Here is an 18,948-nt window from a genome sequence, read left to right as displayed (position 1 = left end):
CCTCTACCCCACAAGAGGCATCCTGCGTCATGATCAACGCCGAGGCCTTCCATGCCGCCCTCAGCCTACTAGGCAACACCCCCGCGGCTTGGCTGGTGGTGCCGCCAGGGCTAATCATCGGGCTGTTCTTCGGCTCGATACCCGGCCTCTCGATTTCGATCGCCATGGCGGTGTTCCTGCCCGCCACGCTGTACATGGACTTCCTCCCAGCGATCCTATTTCTCACCGCCATCTTCACCGGTGGCGGCTTTGGCGGCGCGATTCCCGCCATCATGCTCAACATCCCCGGCACCTCATCGTCGGTGGCCACTGCCTTCGACGGCTACCCCATGGCACGGCGCGGCGAGCATGCCCAGGCACTTGGCATCGGCCTGGTCGCCTCGGTGCTCGGCACCCTGGTCGGCTACCTGCTGCTGTTGTTCACCGTGCAGTCGATTTCGCAGTGGGTGCTGCGCCTGGGGCCCACCGAAATGCTGGTGATCGCGATCTGGGGCGTCACGCTAATCGCCGTGCTCAACGATGCCAGCATCTCCAAGGGGATTGCTGCCGGTATACTCGGCATCTTGATCAGCACCATCGGCTACAGCGATGCCGGCCAGATGCGCGGCACCTTCGGCAGCATGTACCTGCTCGACGGCATCCCGGTGATTCCCGCCCTGATCGGTTTCTTTGCCGCCTCGGAGTTGTTCAACCTGATCGGCAAGCGCTACATCGTCGATGACAGCAGCCTGCGAGTGGTGAGCTTTCGCCACATCCTCAGCGGCATGAGCCAGGCCGCCAGCAAACCCTTTCAACTGCTGCGCGGCGGTAGCATGGGCGCGGTGATCGGCGCCATTCCCGGGGTCGGCGCCAGCATCGCCAACCTCGCCGCCTACGCCACTGCCAAGCAGCGCTCCAAGGAGCCCGAGACGTTCGGCAAGGGCAATCCATCCGGCTTGATTGCCGCCGAGTCGGCCAACAGCAGCTCCGAGGGCGGCTCGATGATCACCCTGCTGGCCCTGGGGATTCCCGGTGGTGCCGGCACCGCGGTGCTGCTCGGCGCCTTCGCCCTGCACAACGTTACCGGCGGGCCACGCTTCATCCGCGAAAACCCCGACATCGTCTACGCCCTGATCATCGGTAATATGGCCCAGGCGATCCTTCTGTTGATGGTCGGGGTCGGTTTTATCTTTCTCGCCGGCTATATCGTCAAACTGTCCTTAAAGCTGATGATCCCTATCGTCATGGTGCTGGCAGTGGTCGGCTCCTATGCCATCACCGGCAACATGGTCGGCCCAATCACCGTGGTGGCCACCGGCATCATCGGCTGGCTGATGCGCCGCTACGGCTTCCCGGTGGCAGCTACCGTGGTCGGGCTGCTGGTCGGTGGCATGGCCGAAGGCGAGCTGGTTCGCAGCATGCAGATCAGCGGCGGCAACCTGGGCTTCATTGCCGACCGCCCCATCACCCTGGCACTGCTGGCATTGCTGCTTCTCTCGGTGCTGCCGCGAGTCATTGGCAGCGTGTTCAAGCGCCGCGCCACGCCACCCCCCTCTCCGAGGACTCCGTCATGACACAGCCCCCCCTCACCCTGTTCGAGAAGATCTGGCAGCAGCACAGGATCGCCAGCACAGGGGAGTTCGACCTGCTGTGGGTCGACCGCCACTTCGTCCACGAAGGCTCCTTTCACGCCTTCGACAAGCTCGACAGCAGCGGCCGGCCTCTGGCCTACCCGGAGCTCACCTTCGGCATCGCCGACCACTACGTGCCCTCCAACCTGGCACGCCTAGACGACGACCCCGAGGTCGCCGGTATGATTCGCCTGCTCGAGGACAACACCGCCAAGCATCAACTGACCTACCTCGGGCTCGGCCACACCGACCGCGGCATCGTCCACGTCGCCGCCCCGGAACTGGGCCTGACACTTCCCGGGCTGATCATCGTCTGCGGTGACTCGCACACCACCACCCACGGCGCCTTCGGCGCGCTGGCGATGGGCATCGGTGCCACCGAGGTTGCCCATGTGCTCGCCACCCAGACCCTCTGGCAACGTCGCCCCAAGACAATGCGGATCCATGTCAGTGGGCAGCTCGCCCACGGCGTCACCGCCAAGGACCTCGCGCTGCACATCATTCACCAGATAGGCACGGGCGGCGCCACCGGCCACGCCGTGGAGTACACCGGCCCGGCGGTGGCCAACCTCTCAATGGACGCCCGCATGACCCTGTGCAACATGACCATAGAGGCAGGTGCCCGGGTCGGCATGGTGGCCCCGGACGACACCACCCTCAGCTGGCTACGCGACACGCCCAGAGCCCCCACCGGCGAGGCACTCGAGCAAGCCGAGCGTCATTGGCTCAGCCTTTACAGCGACCCCGGGGCCGCTTACGACAAGTCCGTGACCCTCGACGCCAACGACGTTGCACCGCGTGTGACCTGGGGTACCAGTCCCGAGCAGTCCGTGGCCGTGGATGAGCCATTTGCCACCGTCGACAGCGAGGCCACCCATAGCTCACTGGAGTACATGGGCCTGAACGCAGGCCAGCCCATCCTCGGCCTGGAAGTCGACCAGGTCTTCATCGGCTCCTGCACCAACTCACGGCTAAGCGATCTGCGCGACGCCGCCAGCGTACTCCAAGGTGGCACGGTCAAGGTGCCAACCCTGATCGTTGCCGGGTCCAACCGCGTCAAGGCGCAGGCAGAAGCCGAAGGCCTGGCAGAGATCTTCCGTCAGGCCGGCGCCAGCTGGGGCGAAAGCGGCTGCTCGATGTGCGTAGCGATGAACGGCGACAGCGTCGCCCCTGGTCAGCGCTGCGCGTCCACCAGCAACCGCAACTTTCCCGGCCGCCAGGGGCCCGGCGCACGCACCCACCTGATGAGCCCCGCCATGGCCGCTGCAGCAGCGCTCAACGGCAAGATCGTCGACATCCGCACAGGAGGCTAGCGCATGAAGCCCGTCACCCAGGTCGCAAGCCCAGCCCTGCTGCTGCTTGACGCCAACATCGACACCGACCAGATCATCCCGGCACGCTTCCTGCGCAAACCGCGCAGCGATGGCTACCACCACTACCTGCTATACGATGCCCGCTACGATATGCAAGGCCGGCCGCGTTGCGATTCACCCATCACCGAGGCCGACAGTGGCGCCAAGATCGTACTCGCTGGCCACAACATCGGCTGCGGCTCCTCCCGTGAAGGCGCTGTCTACGCCTTCGTCGATCACGGCATCCAGGTCATCATCTCGACGAAGATTGCCGATATCTTTCGCAACAACGCCATCCGCAACGGCTTGCTGCCGATCATGCTCGATCAGGCCCCGTTCGACGAGCTCGTCGCTTACTGCCAGGCTCAGCCGCAGGCGCCGCTGACGGTTGACCTTGAAGCCTGTGAAATACGCTGGGAAAACGACCATTGCCTGGCCTTCGAGATCGACGATGGCAGCCGCGAGCGGCTGCTCAAAGGTATCGATGACATCCAGGCCACGCTGGCATGGGACACGCAGATCAACGACTTTGCCGATCGTTACCTAGCCGATCGACCGTGGGTGGTACCCGCAACAGGTCGTCACTGCCGGTAAAAGGTACATCGTCGTAACACCACATGCCGCTTCATGTCCTATTGACATTACAATAACACTTTACATAAAGTGGATATCACTATGGCGATGGCTCATTCAATACAACTGCCTACCCCGCCAACGGCTTTATTACACCAACAAGATGGAGTCCCACATGCGCTTGACTACCCCCCGCGCTCTGCTCGTGCTCGCCGCAGCGGCCCCTTGTAGCCTGCTGCTCGGCACCCAAGCCGTCGCCGATAATTACCCTAGCCAGCCGATCAACCTGATCGTTGGTGCCTCCGCCGGCGGCACTACCGATGCCATGGCGCGCGAAGTCGCCGAGGGCCTGGCACAGAAGTACGACGTGCCAACCGTGGTCGACAACCGCCCCGGCGCCGGCGCCAGCATTGCCACCGAGGCCGTCGCCAATGCGGATCCTGACGGCTACACCCTGCTAGTGGCCTATACCAGCCACACACTCAATGAGTCGCTGTTCCACGAGCTGCCCTATGACCCTGTCGAGGACTTCTCGCCGATCTCGCTGCTTGGCGAAGTCTCCAGCATCCTGCTGTCTCGTCCAGACCTTGAGTTCGACAGCCTGCAAGACATGCTCGACTACGCCGCCGAGCAGCCCGACGGCATCACGTTCGGTGTCGGTGGACTGGGCTCTTCACTGCATATGGAGACCCTCAAGTTCATTCAGGAATCCGAGGTGGTCGGCTACGAAATCCCCTATAACGGTACCGCGCCGGCCATCGCCGACCTGATCGGTAGCCACGTCGACGTGATGTTCGCGCCCTTCGCGGCCGCCATGCCGCTGGTGGAATCAGGCGATGCCAATGCGATTGCCGTCACATCGCCGGAGCGCATGCCGAACCTCGACGACATCCCCTCGATCAACGAGACCTTGAGCGACTACCCAACCACCTACGGTTGGTTCGGTCTGCTCGGCCCCGCTGGCATGGATCCTGCCATCGTCGAGCGGCTCAACGCCGATGTCACCGAGATCATGCATGGCGAATCCGGTGCCGACCTGCTGGAGCGCGAAGGCGCCGAGCCCATCGACATCAGTGCCGAAGCCTTTGCAGCGTTCATCGTCGACGACGTCGAGCGCTGGAAAGCCATCGCCGAAGCTGGCGATATCGAGAAACAGTGATCACGGCACTCAGTCATCATGTCCATGAGTAAGCTGACACTGAAGGTCAATCACGAGCTGTTTGGTGGGCTGTTGCTCATTGGCATAGGCGCCTATGCCTATTACCACGGGCAGCAGTACGCCTTCGGCAGCCTCGCGCGGATGGGGCCTGGGTTCTTGCCACAGGTGCTGTCGATAGTGCTGTGTGCGATGGGCGGCATCCTTGCTGTCACCTCGCAGTTGAAACCCAGCAGCGCAATAGATCTGCAGCTTGGCCAGGTGCTGGTCGTGGCGGCCAGCATGGCGCTATTCGCGCTGCTGCTGCGACCCGCTGGCCTGGCCCCGGCCGCCTTTGTCGGCGTGCTGGTCTCATCCTGGGCCGATCGGGAAATCACCTGGCCGGGGCGCATCACACTAGCGCTGGTCGTCGCTACGCTTTCGTCATTGATCTTCATCGCCGGGCTCGGCATGAATATGCCGCTATGGTGGGGCTAGTCCGGAAGGAGAGTCGTTTGTGGACGTAATCGCTAACCTGGGCATCGGCCTGCAGGCGGCGCTCACGCCGACGATGCTGTGGTACTGCTTCATCGGCGTGCTGCTGGGCACGTTTATCGGTGTGCTGCCGGGCATTGGCCCGTTGGCAGCCATCTCGCTGCTACTGCCGATCACCTATTACATCGGCCCGGAAGTGGCCATCGTGATGCTCGCCGGCGTCTATTACGGTGCCCAGTATGGTGGCTCCACTGCCGCCATTCTGCTACGTCTTCCTGGCACCGCCTCTTCCGCGGTGGCCTGCATCGACGGCAACCCCATGGCACGCAATGGGCGCGCCGGCGTAGCGCTGTTCATCACCACCATCGCCTCGTTTGCCGGCGCCATCACCGGCCTGATCATCCTGATCTTCTTCTCGCCCTATATCGCCAAGCTGGGCCTCAAGTTCGGCTCGGCCGAATATTTTTCATTGATGCTGCTTGGCCTGGTGGCCGCCTGCACCTTCTCCGACTCGCCGCTCAAGGGCGGGGCCATGGTGGTGCTGGGGCTACTGCTCAGCATGATCGGCACCGACGTCAATACCGGGGTCATCCGCTACACCTTTGGCTTCTCGGAACTCTCCAGCGGGCTGAGTCTGGTCGCCCTGGCGATGGGCATCTTCGGTGTCGCCGACATCATTCGCAATATCAACACCATCGACACCAGCAGGCTTAATGAGCGTTTCACCATGCGCTCGATGCTGCCCAACCGCGATGACTGGCGACTGTCGCTTCCCTCCATGGCGCGCGGCTCGGCGATTGGTAGTTTCTTCGGCACCCTGCCCGGCACAGGGGCCTCGATTTCCTCGTTCATGGCTTACGCCACCGAAAAAAAGCTCGCCAAGAATCCGCAGCGTTTCGGTAAAGGCGCCATCGAAGGGGTGGCTGCCCCAGAGGCCGCCAACAACGCCTCAGCACAAACCGCCTTCGTACCGACGTTGACCCTCGGCATCCCAGGCGACATCACCATGGCACTGATCCTCGGCGCCCTGATCATCCACGGCATCACGCCCGGCCCGCAGCTGATCACCTCACAACCCGAACTGTTCTGGGGCCTGATCGTCAGCTTCATCATCGGCAATATTCTGCTGGTGTTGTTCAACATCCCGATGATCGGCGTATGGATCAGCCTGCTCAAGATCCCCTACCGGCTGCTCTATCCCACCATCCTGATCTTCATAAGCGTGGGTGTTTTCAGCGTCAGCAACAGTATCTTCGACATCTATACCGTGATCGGTATCGGCATACTTGGCTACGTACTGAACATGCTGCGCTTCGACCCGGCACCGCTACTGCTTGGGTTTATCCTCGGCCCATTGATGGAAGAGCACTTCCGCAGGGCCCTGCTGCTCTCACGTGGCAGCCTCGATACCTTCATCGACCGGCCTATCAGCCTCACCATCCTCATTATTACCGGGCTTGCGGTGTGCTTCATCATCGCCAGCAGCGTGCGTCGCCGGCTGCGCGCCCTTAGAACAGCCAAGGAATCCCATGCCTCCTGAGCCACTCGATCCTCACCATACCGGCCTGATCATCGTCGACCTGCAGAATGACTTCCTGCACCCCGACGGCGCCTATGCGCGCGGCGGCGCCAGCAATTCAGAGGCCATCGCCCTACCCGAGCGAATCGCACCTCTGGCTCAGCGCCTCAAGCAGGCCGGCGGCATGGTCGCCGCCACCCGCTTTACCCTTTGGCCAGATGCGCAAGGCGAGCCGATGATCTCGCCGCACCTGAAAATGCTGCGGCCGTTTCTCGTCCGCGGCGACTTCGCCCCCGGCAGCCACGGCCAAGCCAACGTCGAGGTAATTGCCTCCCACATCGACGTCGCCGTCGACAAAGTCGCCTACTCAGGCTTCTTCAACACCCAGCTCGACTGGGTGCTCAAGAAAGCCGGCATCACCAGCGTGATCGTTTGCGGCATCGTCACCAACGGCGGGGTAGCCAGCACCGTGCGTGACGCCCATATGCGCGACTATCACACGCTCGTGCTGGAAGACGGCTGTGCGGCATTCAAGCGCGCGACCCATGATACCGCGATCGCAGATATGGCCAGCATCGCCACCGTTACCGACTGCGCATCGGTTATGGCGCAACTTGAGTAGTGCTGTCAGCTTTGGCTAGATGATTGCCCGCAATCGACAGCGCCGCCTCACTTATGGTGAGGCGGCGCGTCATGGCCCGTTAGTGTTAGCGCACCGGTACTTGGCGTTCAGCCTTCGATGGCGGCATCACCAGCCTCGATCCAAGCGTCTATCAGGTCGCGGTTCTCGTCGATCCAGTGGCGGGCACCGGCGACAGGGTCATCGCGCCGCTCGATCTCGGCCATCAGGCTGCCGAGGCTGTCATCGTCCATCTTCCAGGCATCGAGCACGGCACTAAGCCAGGGATCCTCGCTGGCAAAGTCCTTGCGCGAAAACCAGTAGATGGTCTCGCTGTCGCCGAAGATGTTCTCAGGATCCTCCAGATACTTGAGATCGTACTCCGCGAAGGCCCAGTGCGGGCTCCACAGTGTCACGACGATGTTTTCATCACGTGAAATGGCATCATCCAAGGCCGCCATCATGGCCGGGTCAGAGCTGTTGACCTGCGTCTGTGGCAGATCGTAGGCATCGATAGCGTCGTCGGTCAGACCGGCGATGGCAGAACCGGAGTCGATGCCCAGAATGGCCGGCCGGCCCTGGTAATGAAAACTGTCGGCCTGGTCGACGAGTTCCGCAATGCTGTCGATTTCCGCATAGTCAGGCACGACCAGGCCGAGGCCAGTGCCCTCGTACCAGCCGTCGTGTACATCGATGTGATCTTCATAGGGCTCCAGAAAGCTGGCATCGGTCACTGGCAGCCAGATTTCCAGTGAGATATCGAAATCCTCATTTGCCAAACCGCTATAGATCACACTCTTGCCGGCTTCCGTCAGACCCACTTCATAGCCGTGCTCTTCCTCGAGCACCAGCTTCCACATGTTGGCGACGGCTACGTTCTCGGCCCAGTTGTTCATGCCGATGGTAATGTCGCGCGGCTGGGCTTGGGCAGTGCTGAGTGCGCTTCCGGCCAACATCAAGCCAGCTGCGGTCATCAGGGGAAAGTATCGAGTCGTTGTCATAGTGCCTCCTTCGGTGTTGTAAGCGTGAGGTGTGGGATTACGAGGCCAGCAGAGAGTCCTCCAGTGGAAAGCGTGACAGCACCTGGGTACCGGTGTCGGTGACCAGTAGCTGCTCTTCGAGCTTGACGCCCTCGCGGCCACCCTCAGCCCCGATGTAGCTCTCCACGCAGAGCGTCATGCCCGGCTGTATCTCACCGTCATAGCCGGCATCGGGAAAGTCATGGATGTGGTAGAGATATGGGTATTCGCCGCTCATGCCGACGCCATGTGCCGAGAGATAGTAGCGGTTGGCGTGGAAACGGGACGGGATGTTCCAGGCGCGTTCGGCATAGTCGCGAAAGCCCATCCCGGGCTTGATGATGTCGATATTGTGCTGGACTTGTTCATTTGCGAGCCGATAGAGCTCGCGCTGCTCTGCACTGGGTCGGTCTGGACCGACATGGAAGGTGCGTGAGAAGTCCGAATAGTAGCCGTGGCAGCCGACGACATCGGTATCCAAGGCGACCAGCTCATTGGGCTGTAGCGGCTTCTGGCCGGTTTCCTGGAACCAAGGATTGGTACGCTGGCCGGAGTTGAGCAAGCGCGTTTCACAGTAGTCGCCATTGCGCTCGATGATCGCTTGGTGCAGTACCGACCATAGCGCGTTCTCGGTGATACCGGGTCGTATGGCGTCACGCAGGGCGGCCACGCCCGCTTCGGTGGCACGCAGCGAGGCGATGGCACACTTCACCTCTTCCGGCGACTTGATGCAGCGCGCCAGCTCCACGGGCCATTGCGCATCGACCAGGCCAACGCCGAGTTGGGCCAACGCAACGGCACTGCCGGCGTTCATTCGCTCCATGCCGACACGCACATCGGGCCCGGCCTCGGCATCGATCAGTGCTTTCATTTCCCTGGCCCAGGCCTTTTCGCGTTGTGCGATATCCGGCCCGGCGGCAACGAAACTGGCTGTCATCGCTGGGCGTATCTCGTCGATGGTCTCCAACCCGTCGGCGAGATGCTCACATCCGGTGAATTCGAAGAGGATGACGCGATGGTCCGTCACCAGACAGTAACGCGCGGGGGTGTTACGGGCACTGAACACCTGCATGTTCCTGGCGCCGGTGGCATAGCGGATATTGACGGGGTCCGAGAGGATCAAAGCGCCGATATCCAGCCGCCGCATCATTGCGCGCACCCGCCCAAGGCGATAGCCACGTACGGCCACCAGATCGATGTCACCATCCATCTCGCTTGTGCCGACAAGGTCGAGGGGGTGGCGATTGCTGCGTTCGGCATGCCAGTCGAAGTTGGCCATGACACCTCTTTCTGGTCGTCGCTACTGATAAGCTGAGCTTGCTATAATCGAGACACCAACTCTACATCCGCTGTAATGGTGAGTGTATGCCCCATCTTGTTATCAAAATCAGTTAGAAAAACTTATGAAAAGCTTTCGCCACCGACTACCGCCGCTACATGCTTTGATGGTTTTCGAGGCAGCGGCCCGCCAGCAAAATTTCTCGCGGGCAGCCCAAGAACTCCACGTCTCTCAAGCGGCCGTCAGCCAACAGGTTCGGCACCTTGAGGCCTACTTGGAGACGCCGCTGTTCCGCCGCCAGGGGCGAGGTGTGACGCTCACGCCATCGGGAGAATTGCTCAAGGAACGGGTCAATGCGGCATTAAGCTACCTGGTGGATGCCGTCGCGGAGGCTACCTTGCCTCAGCAGCCGCTCGGCGTGAGCCTGGCCGCCAACACCGCGATGTCACATCTGTGGTTAAGCCCAGCCGTAAACGCCTTCCGACGCCACTTTCGTGATGAAGCGCTCCACTTGCGTCTGGTGACGAGCGACCGCAGTAGTGACCTTATCGCCGATGACATCGATATCGCCCTGCTCTACGACAGCCCTCCCCGCCCGGGGTGGCAACTGGAGCCCCTGTTCGAAGAGTGCCTTTTCCCCGTCGCCGCCCCTCACTATCTCGACCAGCAGGGTCGTCACTTGGCCTCTGCTGACGCACTGCTCGAGCATCGATTGCTCGACTTCGAGCGTATCGAGCCTAATTGGGTGAACTGGGGACGCTGGTTCAGCGCGCTGGGTATCGAGGCTCACGATCTGGCCCCGGAGGGTGTATTCAACAGCTATTCACTGCTGCTCGATGCGGCAGAACAGGGGCATGGCGTGGCACTCGGCACGCGCCACCAGATCGATGCACGTCTCACGGATGGTACGCTGGAGCGACTCGGCGCCTTCCAGGTCACCACCGGGTGCCATTACTGGCTGGCGCTGCGACATGACAGTCAGGCCAATCATGCGGCTCAACAATTGGCCGACTGGCTACGGCGCTGGGTGATTCAGCAACACACCTCGTAAGCCCTCGCCATTCGCCGGGGAGCGCTCACACGCCGCCTCACGTTCCCGCACTCTTCAGCGTCGGCCAGGACGCCGCGACGTGCTCATCGCACCAGTGCGCATAGTCCACGACGTGCAGCGGCCTGGCATACAGGAACCCCTGGGCCTGATCACAGCCTAGCCGACACAATATCCGATGCTGCTCTAGCGTCTCGACGCCCTCTGCCGTTACCTCCAGCGACAGGGCGTGTCCCACATCGATAAGGCACGCCATCAAGCGCTGCGCTCGCTCACTCGACGCCAGATTCTTAACGAAGGCTCGGTCGATCTTGAGGCCCGTAATGGGCAGGTGCTGCAAATACTCGAATGAAGAAAAACCGGTACCAAAATCGTCGATACTGACTCGGACACCAAATCGCCGCAGCGACTCAAGCGCCTGTTTTGCAATGAACATGTCGTGCATCAACGCACTCTCGGTGATCTCAACTTCCAGGCGCTGAGGCTCAATTCCATTACGCGTCACCAGCGCCTTGATCTCATCCACCAGATCACTGTCTTGCAGGTTACGCACCGAGAGGTTGATACTGACGACCCCTGTATGCTGCGTCGCAAAACGGCACGCTGACTGGGCGACGAAACGGGTAACCGGGTTTATGAGGCTCGTGCTCTCGACCTTGGGCATGAAGCTGGCCGGCGAAATCAGTTCGCCGTCCTCATTGCGCCAGCGGATCAACCCCTCACAGCCGCATATCTGACCATCCGCGAGTCTTAGCTTCGGCTGGTAATGCAGTTCAAATTGGCCCTCTTCGAGCCCTCGGCGCACCTTCGCAATCAACTTGACAGTGTCCAGCGTGTGGCTCGCCATATCCTTGCTGTAGTGGCAGTGGGAGCGATGCTTCTGAACGGCTGCCAGCAAGGCAATGCGCGACCGCCGGATGAGTTCCTCCGGCGTCAGCTGCTCCGACGCCGATCGATAACTGCTACCCAGTGCCAACTGCACCCGCAGTGGCACATCCTGGACGATGAGATTTTCTTCTCCGGCCTCGACGAGGCGGCTGGCGATGCGCTCAAATCGCTCAGGGTCGCTGCCATCGAGCAGCACAAAAATCTCGGCACCACTAAAACGGTACACATCGACGATAAGCGGGTCCTGGTGACGCATACGCTCAGCAATGGTCTTGACCAACGTATCCGACGCTTCTGGGCCAAGGGCCTCCAACACATCCGCAATATCCGTGATGCGGATCAGAATTAAGCCAACCCCCTGGCGAAGGGAGCCAGCGTATGCGAGACGTCGCGACAGCGCTTCCTCCAGCGCCACTTGATTCGGCAGGCCGCTGCTCGGGTCACGTCGTGCGATGATCTCGCTGGCGGCATGGGCATGCTTGAGCAGGCTGAAGGCGCTTCCAGCCACGCCAGCGATAAACAGATAGAGCCCCATGCGAAGTACCCAGTTGAAGGTAGGCTGGGATTGATACGTGATGGTATCCAGCGGCATCACCGCCATCAGCCCCCCGGCTGCCAGCCCCGCGACCAGCGCCCCTGAAAGCCCAAAGAAGGCCGCCGCCATGAGCACCGGGACCAGCATCAGGTACGGGTAGGCATAGCGCGTTCCCCCCGTGAGGTAGACGACCAGCGTGCCCAAGGCCAGCAATAACGCCAGCACAAGGAGCAACAATGCTTGTCTGGCATGAGGCGGCAAGGCCTCGAACCGGCGATAAGCCGTGCATTGAGTGAATCGTGACAGCACCGATGTGTCCATAGGATCTCGCAAGCCTATCTATTCACTTTTTTCCAATAGTACATAAGGAGTTGCCCACATTGCTAAAACAGTGCTTAAACGCTAGGTCATCGCGTCAGTCCTGCACCAAGCGCCATCATTGCTGCTTTCTGCCAGCCACACAGAGGTAGCTATCAGTCACCAACGACCCAGTGCTCACGTCCAAGCGCATCACGGGTAGATGACCAACGGCCTCGACCACCGCCGGCAAAAGTCCCGATTCACGTCTTTCGCGATCAGCCGGATACTGCGGGAAGCGTAGTTATTCTCGAAGTGTGGTACCCCGTGGTGTATCAGCGTGCGCATGAACGTGCCGAACAGCCAGCCACCGTCACTTCTTCGTACGCATCCGCGACGCCCAATGGGGCTGAACGCCAAACTCGCGCCCTAAAAATCAGAACGCTCTTCAGCTTTCATTAGTGCAGGGGGCTTCACAATACTCAGGGACGTACACCACAGGCATAGCAACAATCACAACCCGACCAGGAAGGACGTCCCATGCCTCTCTCGACGCTACTCGACTGGCGCCTGCACGCGCTGGTCATACTCGTATCACTACTCTCCGAATTCGTCGGTATCCAGCAGATTCCCATGGGGCCCGGCTCCCTGCTGCTGCTGCCGCTGTTCTACGCCTTTATTCTGGGGGTGCTGCTCAACCCCAATGTCACGCGCACCGCTGGCAAAGTGTTCCCCAAGCGGATCAGCGACGCCGCCGGCCCGCTCATCCTGCTCTCGATCATGCCGTTCATTGCCCGCTTCGGCTCGACCATCGGCCCTGCTATTCAAGACCTCATCGATGCCGGCCCGGCGCTGATCCTCCAGGAACTCGGTAACCTCGGCACCATGCTGATCGCCCTGCCGGTCGCGGTGCTGGTATTCAAGATGGGCCGTGAGTCGATCGGCGCCACCTACTCCATCGCCCGCGAACCCAATATCGCCGTCATCTCCGACAAGTATGGCCTCAAGGGGCCTGAAGGCATCGGCGTCATGGGCACCTACGTGGTGGGTACCATGTTCGGCACCCTATGGTTCGCCCTGATGGCAGGCTACCTGACCTCACTCGATATCCTCGACCCACGCGCCCTGGCCATGGCCTGCGGCGTGGGTAGCGGCAGCATGGTCGCCGCCTGCTCCGCCGCGATTGCCGGCACCCTGCCGGAAATGCGCGACGAACTGCTCGCCTTCTCCGGCGCCAGTAACCTCATGACCTACGCCACCGGGCTCTACCTCACGCTGTTCGTGGCGCTGCCCATCGCCGAGAAGCTCTACTCCCTGCTCAGCGGCAAGCGCAAGGCCAAGCCGGTCGGGGCCCAGGTCACGGCCAGTGACGACAGCGACATCCCCGCCGAGCCACGCCCCGAGCAGAACCTCGGCAAGACCGCCATCGTCATGGCCGCCGCCTGTGCCGTCGCCTGGGTCGCCAACACCATCAACGGTGCCGGCCTGATCGAGGCGCTGCCCGGCATGCTGATCCTCTACGCCATGACCATGATCGGCCTGACCGTCACGCGCTATGCGCCCTTTTACCTGCCCGGCGTCGCCTGGGTCTCGCTGGTCAGCATCCTGTTCACCCTGCCCTGGACCCCAGGCAATGCCTGGCTGGTCGAACAGCTCAGCGCGGTCAACTTCCTCGCCATCGTCACCCCGGTGCTGGCCTATGCCGGCCTGGCGCTGACCACCCGCGAGCTGCAGATGTTCCGCCAGGCCGGCTGGAAGCTGGTGATCCTGGCGCTGCTGGTATTCACCGGCACCTTCATCTCGTCGGCGCTGATCGCCAACCTGCTGCTGTGAAGGGGGCCAACATGAACATGCCCAACATCACCATCGACGACGAGACGCTGCGCGAGTGGCGTCACGACTTCCACCGGCATCCGGAAACCGCCTTCGAGGAGCACCGCACCAGCCGCAGGATCGCCGAGATCCTGCGTGAGGCCGGGCTCGACATCGTCACCGGCCTCGGCGGCGGCACCGGCATCGTTGCCAGCCTCGACGGTCGCCTCGGTGAAGGCCCCAGCATCGGCCTGCGCGCCGATATCGACGCCCTGGATGTGCCCGAGGCCACCGGCCTCGCCTACGCCTCCCAGACGCCGGGGAAAATGCATGCGTGTGGCCACGACGGCCACACCACCATGCTGCTGGGCGCCGCCTGCCAACTGGCTCGCGCGCCCGAGTTTGCCGGCCGCGTCCACTTCATCTTCCAACCCGCCGAGGAGAGCGAAGGCGGCGGACGCGTCATGGTCGAGGAAGGACTGTTCGAGCGTTTTCCCATGGACGCCGTGTACGGCGTCCACAACTGGCCAGGCCTTCCCGTCGGCGAAGCCGCGGTGCACGACACCGCGGTCATGGCCGCCTTCGACGTCTTCACCCTGACCCTCAAGGGCGATGGCTGCCACGCCGCCATGCCACACCTTGGCAGCGACGTGATCCTTGCCGCCTCGCAGCTGGTCACCCAGCTGCAAGGACTGATCAGCCGCGAGACGCCGGCCCACAAGACAGCGGTGCTCAGCGTTACCCAGATCCATGCCGGTGATGCCTTCAACGTCATCCCCGACACCCTGGAACTGCGCGGCACCCTGCGCTGCTTCGACGAACCCCTGCGCGAACACCTGGCCGAGCGCTTCCAGCAGGCGGTGGATAGCATGGCGCAGTTCCACGACATGCAGGCCAGCCTCGACTACCAGCCGCGCTACCCGGCGACCTTCAACACCCCGCAACACGCCCAGCGCTGCGCCGAGGTGCTCGAAGGCATGCCGCAGATTCAGCACGTCCACCGCGATCTGCCGCCCAGCATGGCCTCGGAGGACTTCGCCTTCATGCTCCGCGAACGTCCCGGCGCCTATATCTGGCTGGGCAACGGCGAAGACAGCGCCGCCTTGCACAATCCCCATTACGACTTCAACGACGCGCTATCTCCGATCGGCGTGGCGTACTGGACCCGGCTCGTCCGGACGCTGCTGGCCCAACACTCCGACACCCCCTGACCAGGAGGTCACCTTGATCACGTCCGTTACCGTCATCGGCCTCGGCAATATGGGCCGCGGCATGGCCCTGACCTTGCACAAGGCCGGCTTCCAGGTCCAAGGCAGCGATATCGACAGCGCAGCGCGAGAGCGCCTCTCCGCCGAAGGCATCGACACCGCCGCGCCAGACGCCCTCGCGCCGAGCGACGTCTACCTGCTGTCGCTGCCTACCTCGGCCCACGTCAGCGCGGTGCTCGAAAAGGCGCCGGGCTTGTTGGCCAAGGCCCCCCGCGGCAGCCTGATCGTCGACACCTCCACCAGCGACCCGGTCGAATCGCGACAGCTCGCCGCCAAGGTCATCGCCGCCGGCCTCGAGTGGCTCGACGCCCCGGTCAGCGGCGGTCCCAGCGGCGCCCATAGCGGGCAGCTCGGCATGCTGGTGGGAGGCCAAGCCACCACCCTCGAGCGCGCCCGCCCCCTGCTCGACGCGATGACCAAGAACATCACCCACGTCGGCGAGGCCGGCAGCGGCCACGTGGTCAAGCTGGCCAACAACTACCTGTGTGCCGCCCACCTGCTCACCACTGCCGAAGCCGTGGCCATGGCCCAGCGCGCTGGCGTCGACCCGGCCGCCTGCCTGGCTGGCCTGAACAGCGGCTCGGGCCGCAGCGCCGTCAGTGAGGTCAACTTCCCGCGCTGGATTCTCGACGAGCGTTTCGATTCCGGCTTCAGCCTGGGCCTGATGCGCAAGGACCTGCGCCTTGCCCACCAGACCGCGCAACAGCTAAGCCTCGATGACGGCCTACTCGAACGCGTGCGCGATGCCTGGCACGACGAACGTCTAGCGCTGGAGGATGACGACGACTTCAACCGCATCACCGTGCACCTGCTGGAAGCCGCCAGGCAATACGCCGCCGACCAGCCCAAGGAGGACCGCACATGAACGCCCTGAATCAACAGGCCCGCGACCGCCTGGGCCTGCTGCTCGACGCCTACGGACTCGACCCGCAGCGGCCCAGTGCCAACTGGGTAGACGGCCAGTTCCTCGCCGGCGACGGCGAGACCATCACCCTGCAGGATCCGGTCACCAACCAGCCGCTGCTGGACTACCGCGATGCTGGCGCAACGGTCGTGCAACAGGCCGTCGAGGCCGGCATCCGCGCCCAACATCAGTGGATGGCGCTTAGCGCCAGCGAACGCGGCCGGCGCCTGCAGGCCGCCTCGCGCGGCCTCGAGGGCCACGAAGAACCACTGGCCAGGCTCGAGAGCCTGATCGCCGGCAAGCCGGTTCGTGATTGCCGCGGCGAAGTCGACAAGGTCCGGGAAATGTTCGAGTACTACGCCGGCTGGTGCGACAAGCAGCACGGCGAAGTGATCGACGTGCCCAGCTCCCACCTCAACTACGTGCAGCGCGTGCCCTACGGCGTGGTCGGGCAGATCACGCCCTGGAATGCCCCCATGTTCACCTGCGGCTGGCAGCTCGCCCCGGCGCTGGCCGCCGGCAACGCCGCGGTGCTCAAACCCTCGGAGCTCACCCCGTTGACCTCGGCGGTACTGGCCATGCTGCTGGAGCACAGCGGCCGCCTGCCTGCAGGGCTTATCAACATCGTCAACGGGCTCGGCCATACCACCGGCAGCACCCTCACCACCCACCCCGAGATCGCCAAACTGGTATTCGTCGGCTCCCCCGAAACCGGCCGGCTCATCGCCGAAGCGGGGGCACGGCGGCTGGTGCCCAGCGTGCTCGAGCTGGGCGGCAAGTCGGCCAATATCGTGTTCAACGACGCCGCGCTCGACGACGCCGTGGCCGGCGCCCAGGCAGCCATCTTCGCGGCCGCCGGACAGAGCTGCGTGGCTGGCTCCCGGCTGCTGCTCCAGCAAGACATCGCCGAGAGCGTCTGCCAGCGGCTGGCCCGTGCCGCCGCCTCGATCGAGGTCGGCCTGCCGGGAGAAGAAGCGACCCGCATGGGCCCGCTGCAGAATGCCGCCCAGTATCAGCGCGTGCGCCAGCTCATCGATGACGCCATCGCCGACGGCGCCGAACTGCTGACCGGCGGCACTCGGCCCGAGGGGCTGCCCGACGACGCCGCTCAGGGCAACTTCCTCGCCCCCACCGTGCTGACCAAGGTGCGCCCGGACATGGCCATTGCCCAGGAAGAAGTGTTCGGTCCGGTACTGGTGGTCATGACCTTCGAGGATGAGGCGGACGCTATCCAGCTTGCCAACGGCACCCCGTTCGGCCTGGCCGGCGCAGTGTGGAGCCAGGACACCGGCAAGGCACTGCGGGTCGCCCATCAGCTGCGCGCCGGCACGGTATGGGTCAACGGCTACAAGAGCATCAACGTGATGTCGCCGTTCGGTGGCTTCGGCGACAGCGGCTACGGCCGCTCCAGCGGCCTCGACGGCCTGCGCGAGTACACCACCACGCGCAGCGTCTGGGTCGAAACCGCCCCCAAGGCCAGCGCCGCCATGGGCTACGGCAGCAACTAGCGCGCTACGCTCAGCGCTTGGCGGGCGGGTCGTCGCAGCGAAAGGCGCTCATCCAATGCTGCAGATGGCGCAGCAGCTGCAACCCCGCCCGCGGCATACGCCGGCCGATGCGGGTCACCATATGGGCGTTGGCCTCGCTGAAACGTCGCCCGACCACGTCGCGGGCCACCAGGGTGCCCTCCTCGAGCTCCCTGGCCGCGGCAAAACGCGGTAATAGCGTCACACACAGCGAGGCTCGGGCCGAGTGCTTGAGCACCTCTAGCGACCCGGTCTGAATCCCCACGACCGGCCGGTGCCCCGCTTCCCGAAACGCCGCATCGACCAGCGCCCGCACGCCGTGGCCGGGGTGCCACAGCGCCATCGGGTACTCTGCCAGCTGTTCGATGGTGAGCGGCGCGCTGTTGCCGGCCAACGCATGGCAGGGCGACATCAGCAGCACCAGCGGCTGGCGCGTCGAGCACCAGAAGCGCAGATGCGGGTGCACCTGCTCGTGGTACATCAGGCCAATATGCGCCTCATCGTTGACCACCGACTCGATGATCTCCTTGGTGCTGCCGGTATCCACCTCGAGACGCACGCCGCGATGCGCCTCGGTGAACTCACGCAGCGGATGATCGATCACGTCACCCACGAACCCCTCGCCGATACACAGCGTGATCTGCCCGGTCTCCAGCCGCTGATAAGCATCCAGCGCATCGCTGAACTCACGATCGAGCAGCGTGCGCCGCTGGCAGTAATCGAGCAGCATCTCCCCCACCGGCGTGGGACGCACACCATCGCGACGCCGCTCCAGCAAGCTGGCATCCAGCGCCGTCTCCAGCAGCCCGATCTGCCGGCTCACCGCCGACGCGGCGATATCCAGCCGCGACGCCGCCGCCCGGATCGAACCGGTCTCCACCGTCAACTGGAAATAGATCAAGCGCTGGTGTGGAATTTCCATAAATAGCTCTAATGAAAAGTCGTAGCGAATTTATTCGCAATTTGTGGGAGCGACTTCAGTCGCGATTGCAGTGCGCAGCGCTGCCAGAATAACCCAACCCCATCGTGACTGAAGTCACTCCTACTTTTGCCAACGGCGCCACTCCCT

16 protein-coding genes are annotated in these 18,948 nt (G+C 63.1%); 12 read left to right on the top strand and 4 right to left on the bottom strand.

Translation table 11 applies throughout. The features are described from left to right. The first annotated feature begins 29 nt into the window (after positions 1 to 29). The 7 genes from BLT16_RS00615 to BLT16_RS00585 all read left to right on the top strand — a co-directional run bounded on the left by BLT16_RS00615 (position 30) and on the right by BLT16_RS00585 (position 7,306). Positions 30 to 1,553 carry a tripartite tricarboxylate transporter permease gene (locus BLT16_RS00615; RefSeq protein ID WP_089656537.1) on the top strand — a complete coding sequence of 508 codons (1,524 nt, stop codon included), beginning with the start codon at positions 30 to 32 and terminating at the stop codon, positions 1,551 to 1,553. Beyond that, a complete protein-coding gene (gene leuC, locus BLT16_RS00610) occupies positions 1,550 to 2,923 on the top strand; it encodes a 3-isopropylmalate dehydratase large subunit (protein ID WP_089656535.1) in 1,374 nt (457 codons plus the stop codon). Before BLT16_RS00615 ends, leuC begins: the two co-directional genes overlap by 4 nt. A 3-nt stretch (positions 2,924 to 2,926) precedes the next feature. Next, on the top strand, positions 2,927 to 3,556 hold the full coding sequence (gene leuD / locus BLT16_RS00605; RefSeq protein ID WP_089656533.1) for a 3-isopropylmalate dehydratase small subunit: 630 nt from the start codon (positions 2,927 to 2,929) through the stop codon (positions 3,554 to 3,556). Between the two features lie 154 nt (positions 3,557 to 3,710). Further along, the gene (locus BLT16_RS00600) at positions 3,711 to 4,694 is read left to right on the top strand and encodes a Bug family tripartite tricarboxylate transporter substrate binding protein (protein WP_176817123.1); all 984 of its coding nucleotides are present in this window, start codon (positions 3,711 to 3,713) and stop codon (positions 4,692 to 4,694) included. A 24-nt stretch (positions 4,695 to 4,718) separates the two neighbouring features. Continuing rightward, positions 4,719 to 5,168: a tripartite tricarboxylate transporter TctB family protein gene (locus BLT16_RS00595; protein WP_176817122.1), complete on the top strand. Its 450-nt coding sequence runs from the start codon at positions 4,719 to 4,721 to the stop codon at positions 5,166 to 5,168. Between the two features lie 19 nt (positions 5,169 to 5,187). Beyond that, a complete protein-coding gene (locus BLT16_RS00590; protein ID WP_089656524.1) occupies positions 5,188 to 6,705 on the top strand; it encodes a tripartite tricarboxylate transporter permease in 1,518 nt (505 codons plus the stop codon). After that, on the top strand, positions 6,695 to 7,306 hold the full coding sequence (locus BLT16_RS00585; protein ID WP_089656522.1) for a cysteine hydrolase family protein: 612 nt from the start codon (positions 6,695 to 6,697) through the stop codon (positions 7,304 to 7,306). The genes BLT16_RS00590 and BLT16_RS00585 overlap by 11 nt, the downstream gene beginning before the upstream one ends. Positions 7,307 to 7,413: 107 nt before the next feature. Here BLT16_RS00585 and BLT16_RS00580 read toward each other — a convergent pair whose 3' ends face one another. Together BLT16_RS00580 and BLT16_RS00575 are read right to left on the bottom strand one after the other, a co-directional pair. After that, on the bottom strand, positions 7,414 to 8,304 hold the full coding sequence (locus BLT16_RS00580; protein ID WP_245701377.1) for a glycine betaine ABC transporter substrate-binding protein: 891 nt from the start codon (positions 8,302 to 8,304) through the stop codon (positions 7,414 to 7,416). Positions 8,305 to 8,341: 37 nt separating this feature from the next. Then, positions 8,342 to 9,601, bottom strand: coding sequence for a M24 family metallopeptidase (locus BLT16_RS00575; RefSeq protein WP_089656518.1), 1,260 nt, complete (start codon positions 9,599 to 9,601; stop codon positions 8,342 to 8,344). Positions 9,602 to 9,725: 124 nt separating this feature from the next. On the opposite strand from BLT16_RS00575, the gene BLT16_RS00570 reads away from it, so the two are divergent. Next, on the top strand, positions 9,726 to 10,652 hold the full coding sequence (locus BLT16_RS00570; protein ID WP_089656516.1) for a LysR substrate-binding domain-containing protein: 927 nt from the start codon (positions 9,726 to 9,728) through the stop codon (positions 10,650 to 10,652). Positions 10,653 to 10,689: 37 nt separating this feature from the next. On the opposite strand, the gene BLT16_RS00565 is transcribed toward BLT16_RS00570, so the two are convergent. Beyond that, positions 10,690 to 12,393, bottom strand: coding sequence for a putative bifunctional diguanylate cyclase/phosphodiesterase (locus BLT16_RS00565; protein ID WP_089656514.1), 1,704 nt, complete (start codon positions 12,391 to 12,393; stop codon positions 10,690 to 10,692). Between the two features lie 516 nt (positions 12,394 to 12,909). On the opposite strand from BLT16_RS00565, the gene BLT16_RS00555 reads away from it, so the two are divergent. Genes BLT16_RS00555 through BLT16_RS00540 form a run of 4 tightly spaced genes read left to right on the top strand, consistent with a single transcriptional unit; the run spans position 12,910 to position 17,861 of the window. Further along, positions 12,910 to 14,202, top strand: coding sequence for a DUF3100 domain-containing protein (locus BLT16_RS00555; protein ID WP_089656510.1), 1,293 nt, complete (start codon positions 12,910 to 12,912; stop codon positions 14,200 to 14,202). 11 nt (positions 14,203 to 14,213) lie between these two features. Next, positions 14,214 to 15,392 carry a M20 aminoacylase family protein gene (locus BLT16_RS00550; RefSeq protein ID WP_218124383.1) on the top strand — a complete coding sequence of 393 codons (1,179 nt, stop codon included), beginning with the start codon at positions 14,214 to 14,216 and terminating at the stop codon, positions 15,390 to 15,392. A gap of 13 nt (positions 15,393 to 15,405) precedes the next feature. Then, a complete protein-coding gene (locus BLT16_RS00545; protein WP_245701375.1) occupies positions 15,406 to 16,314 on the top strand; it encodes an NAD(P)-dependent oxidoreductase in 909 nt (302 codons plus the stop codon). Beyond that, on the top strand, positions 16,311 to 17,861 hold the full coding sequence (locus BLT16_RS00540) for an aldehyde dehydrogenase family protein (RefSeq protein ID WP_089656508.1): 1,551 nt from the start codon (positions 16,311 to 16,313) through the stop codon (positions 17,859 to 17,861). Before BLT16_RS00545 ends, BLT16_RS00540 begins: the two co-directional genes overlap by 4 nt. A gap of 10 nt (positions 17,862 to 17,871) precedes the next feature. Here BLT16_RS00540 and BLT16_RS00535 read toward each other — a convergent pair whose 3' ends face one another. Further along, positions 17,872 to 18,801, bottom strand: coding sequence for a LysR family transcriptional regulator (locus BLT16_RS00535; RefSeq protein WP_089656506.1), 930 nt, complete (start codon positions 18,799 to 18,801; stop codon positions 17,872 to 17,874). Positions 18,802 to 18,948: the final 147 nt, after the last annotated feature.

The organism is Franzmannia pantelleriensis, from assembly GCF_900102875.1.
Taxonomy (GTDB): Bacteria; Pseudomonadota; Gammaproteobacteria; order Pseudomonadales; family Halomonadaceae; genus Franzmannia; species Franzmannia pantelleriensis.
This window is presented reverse-complemented; position numbering and strand designations above follow the sequence as displayed.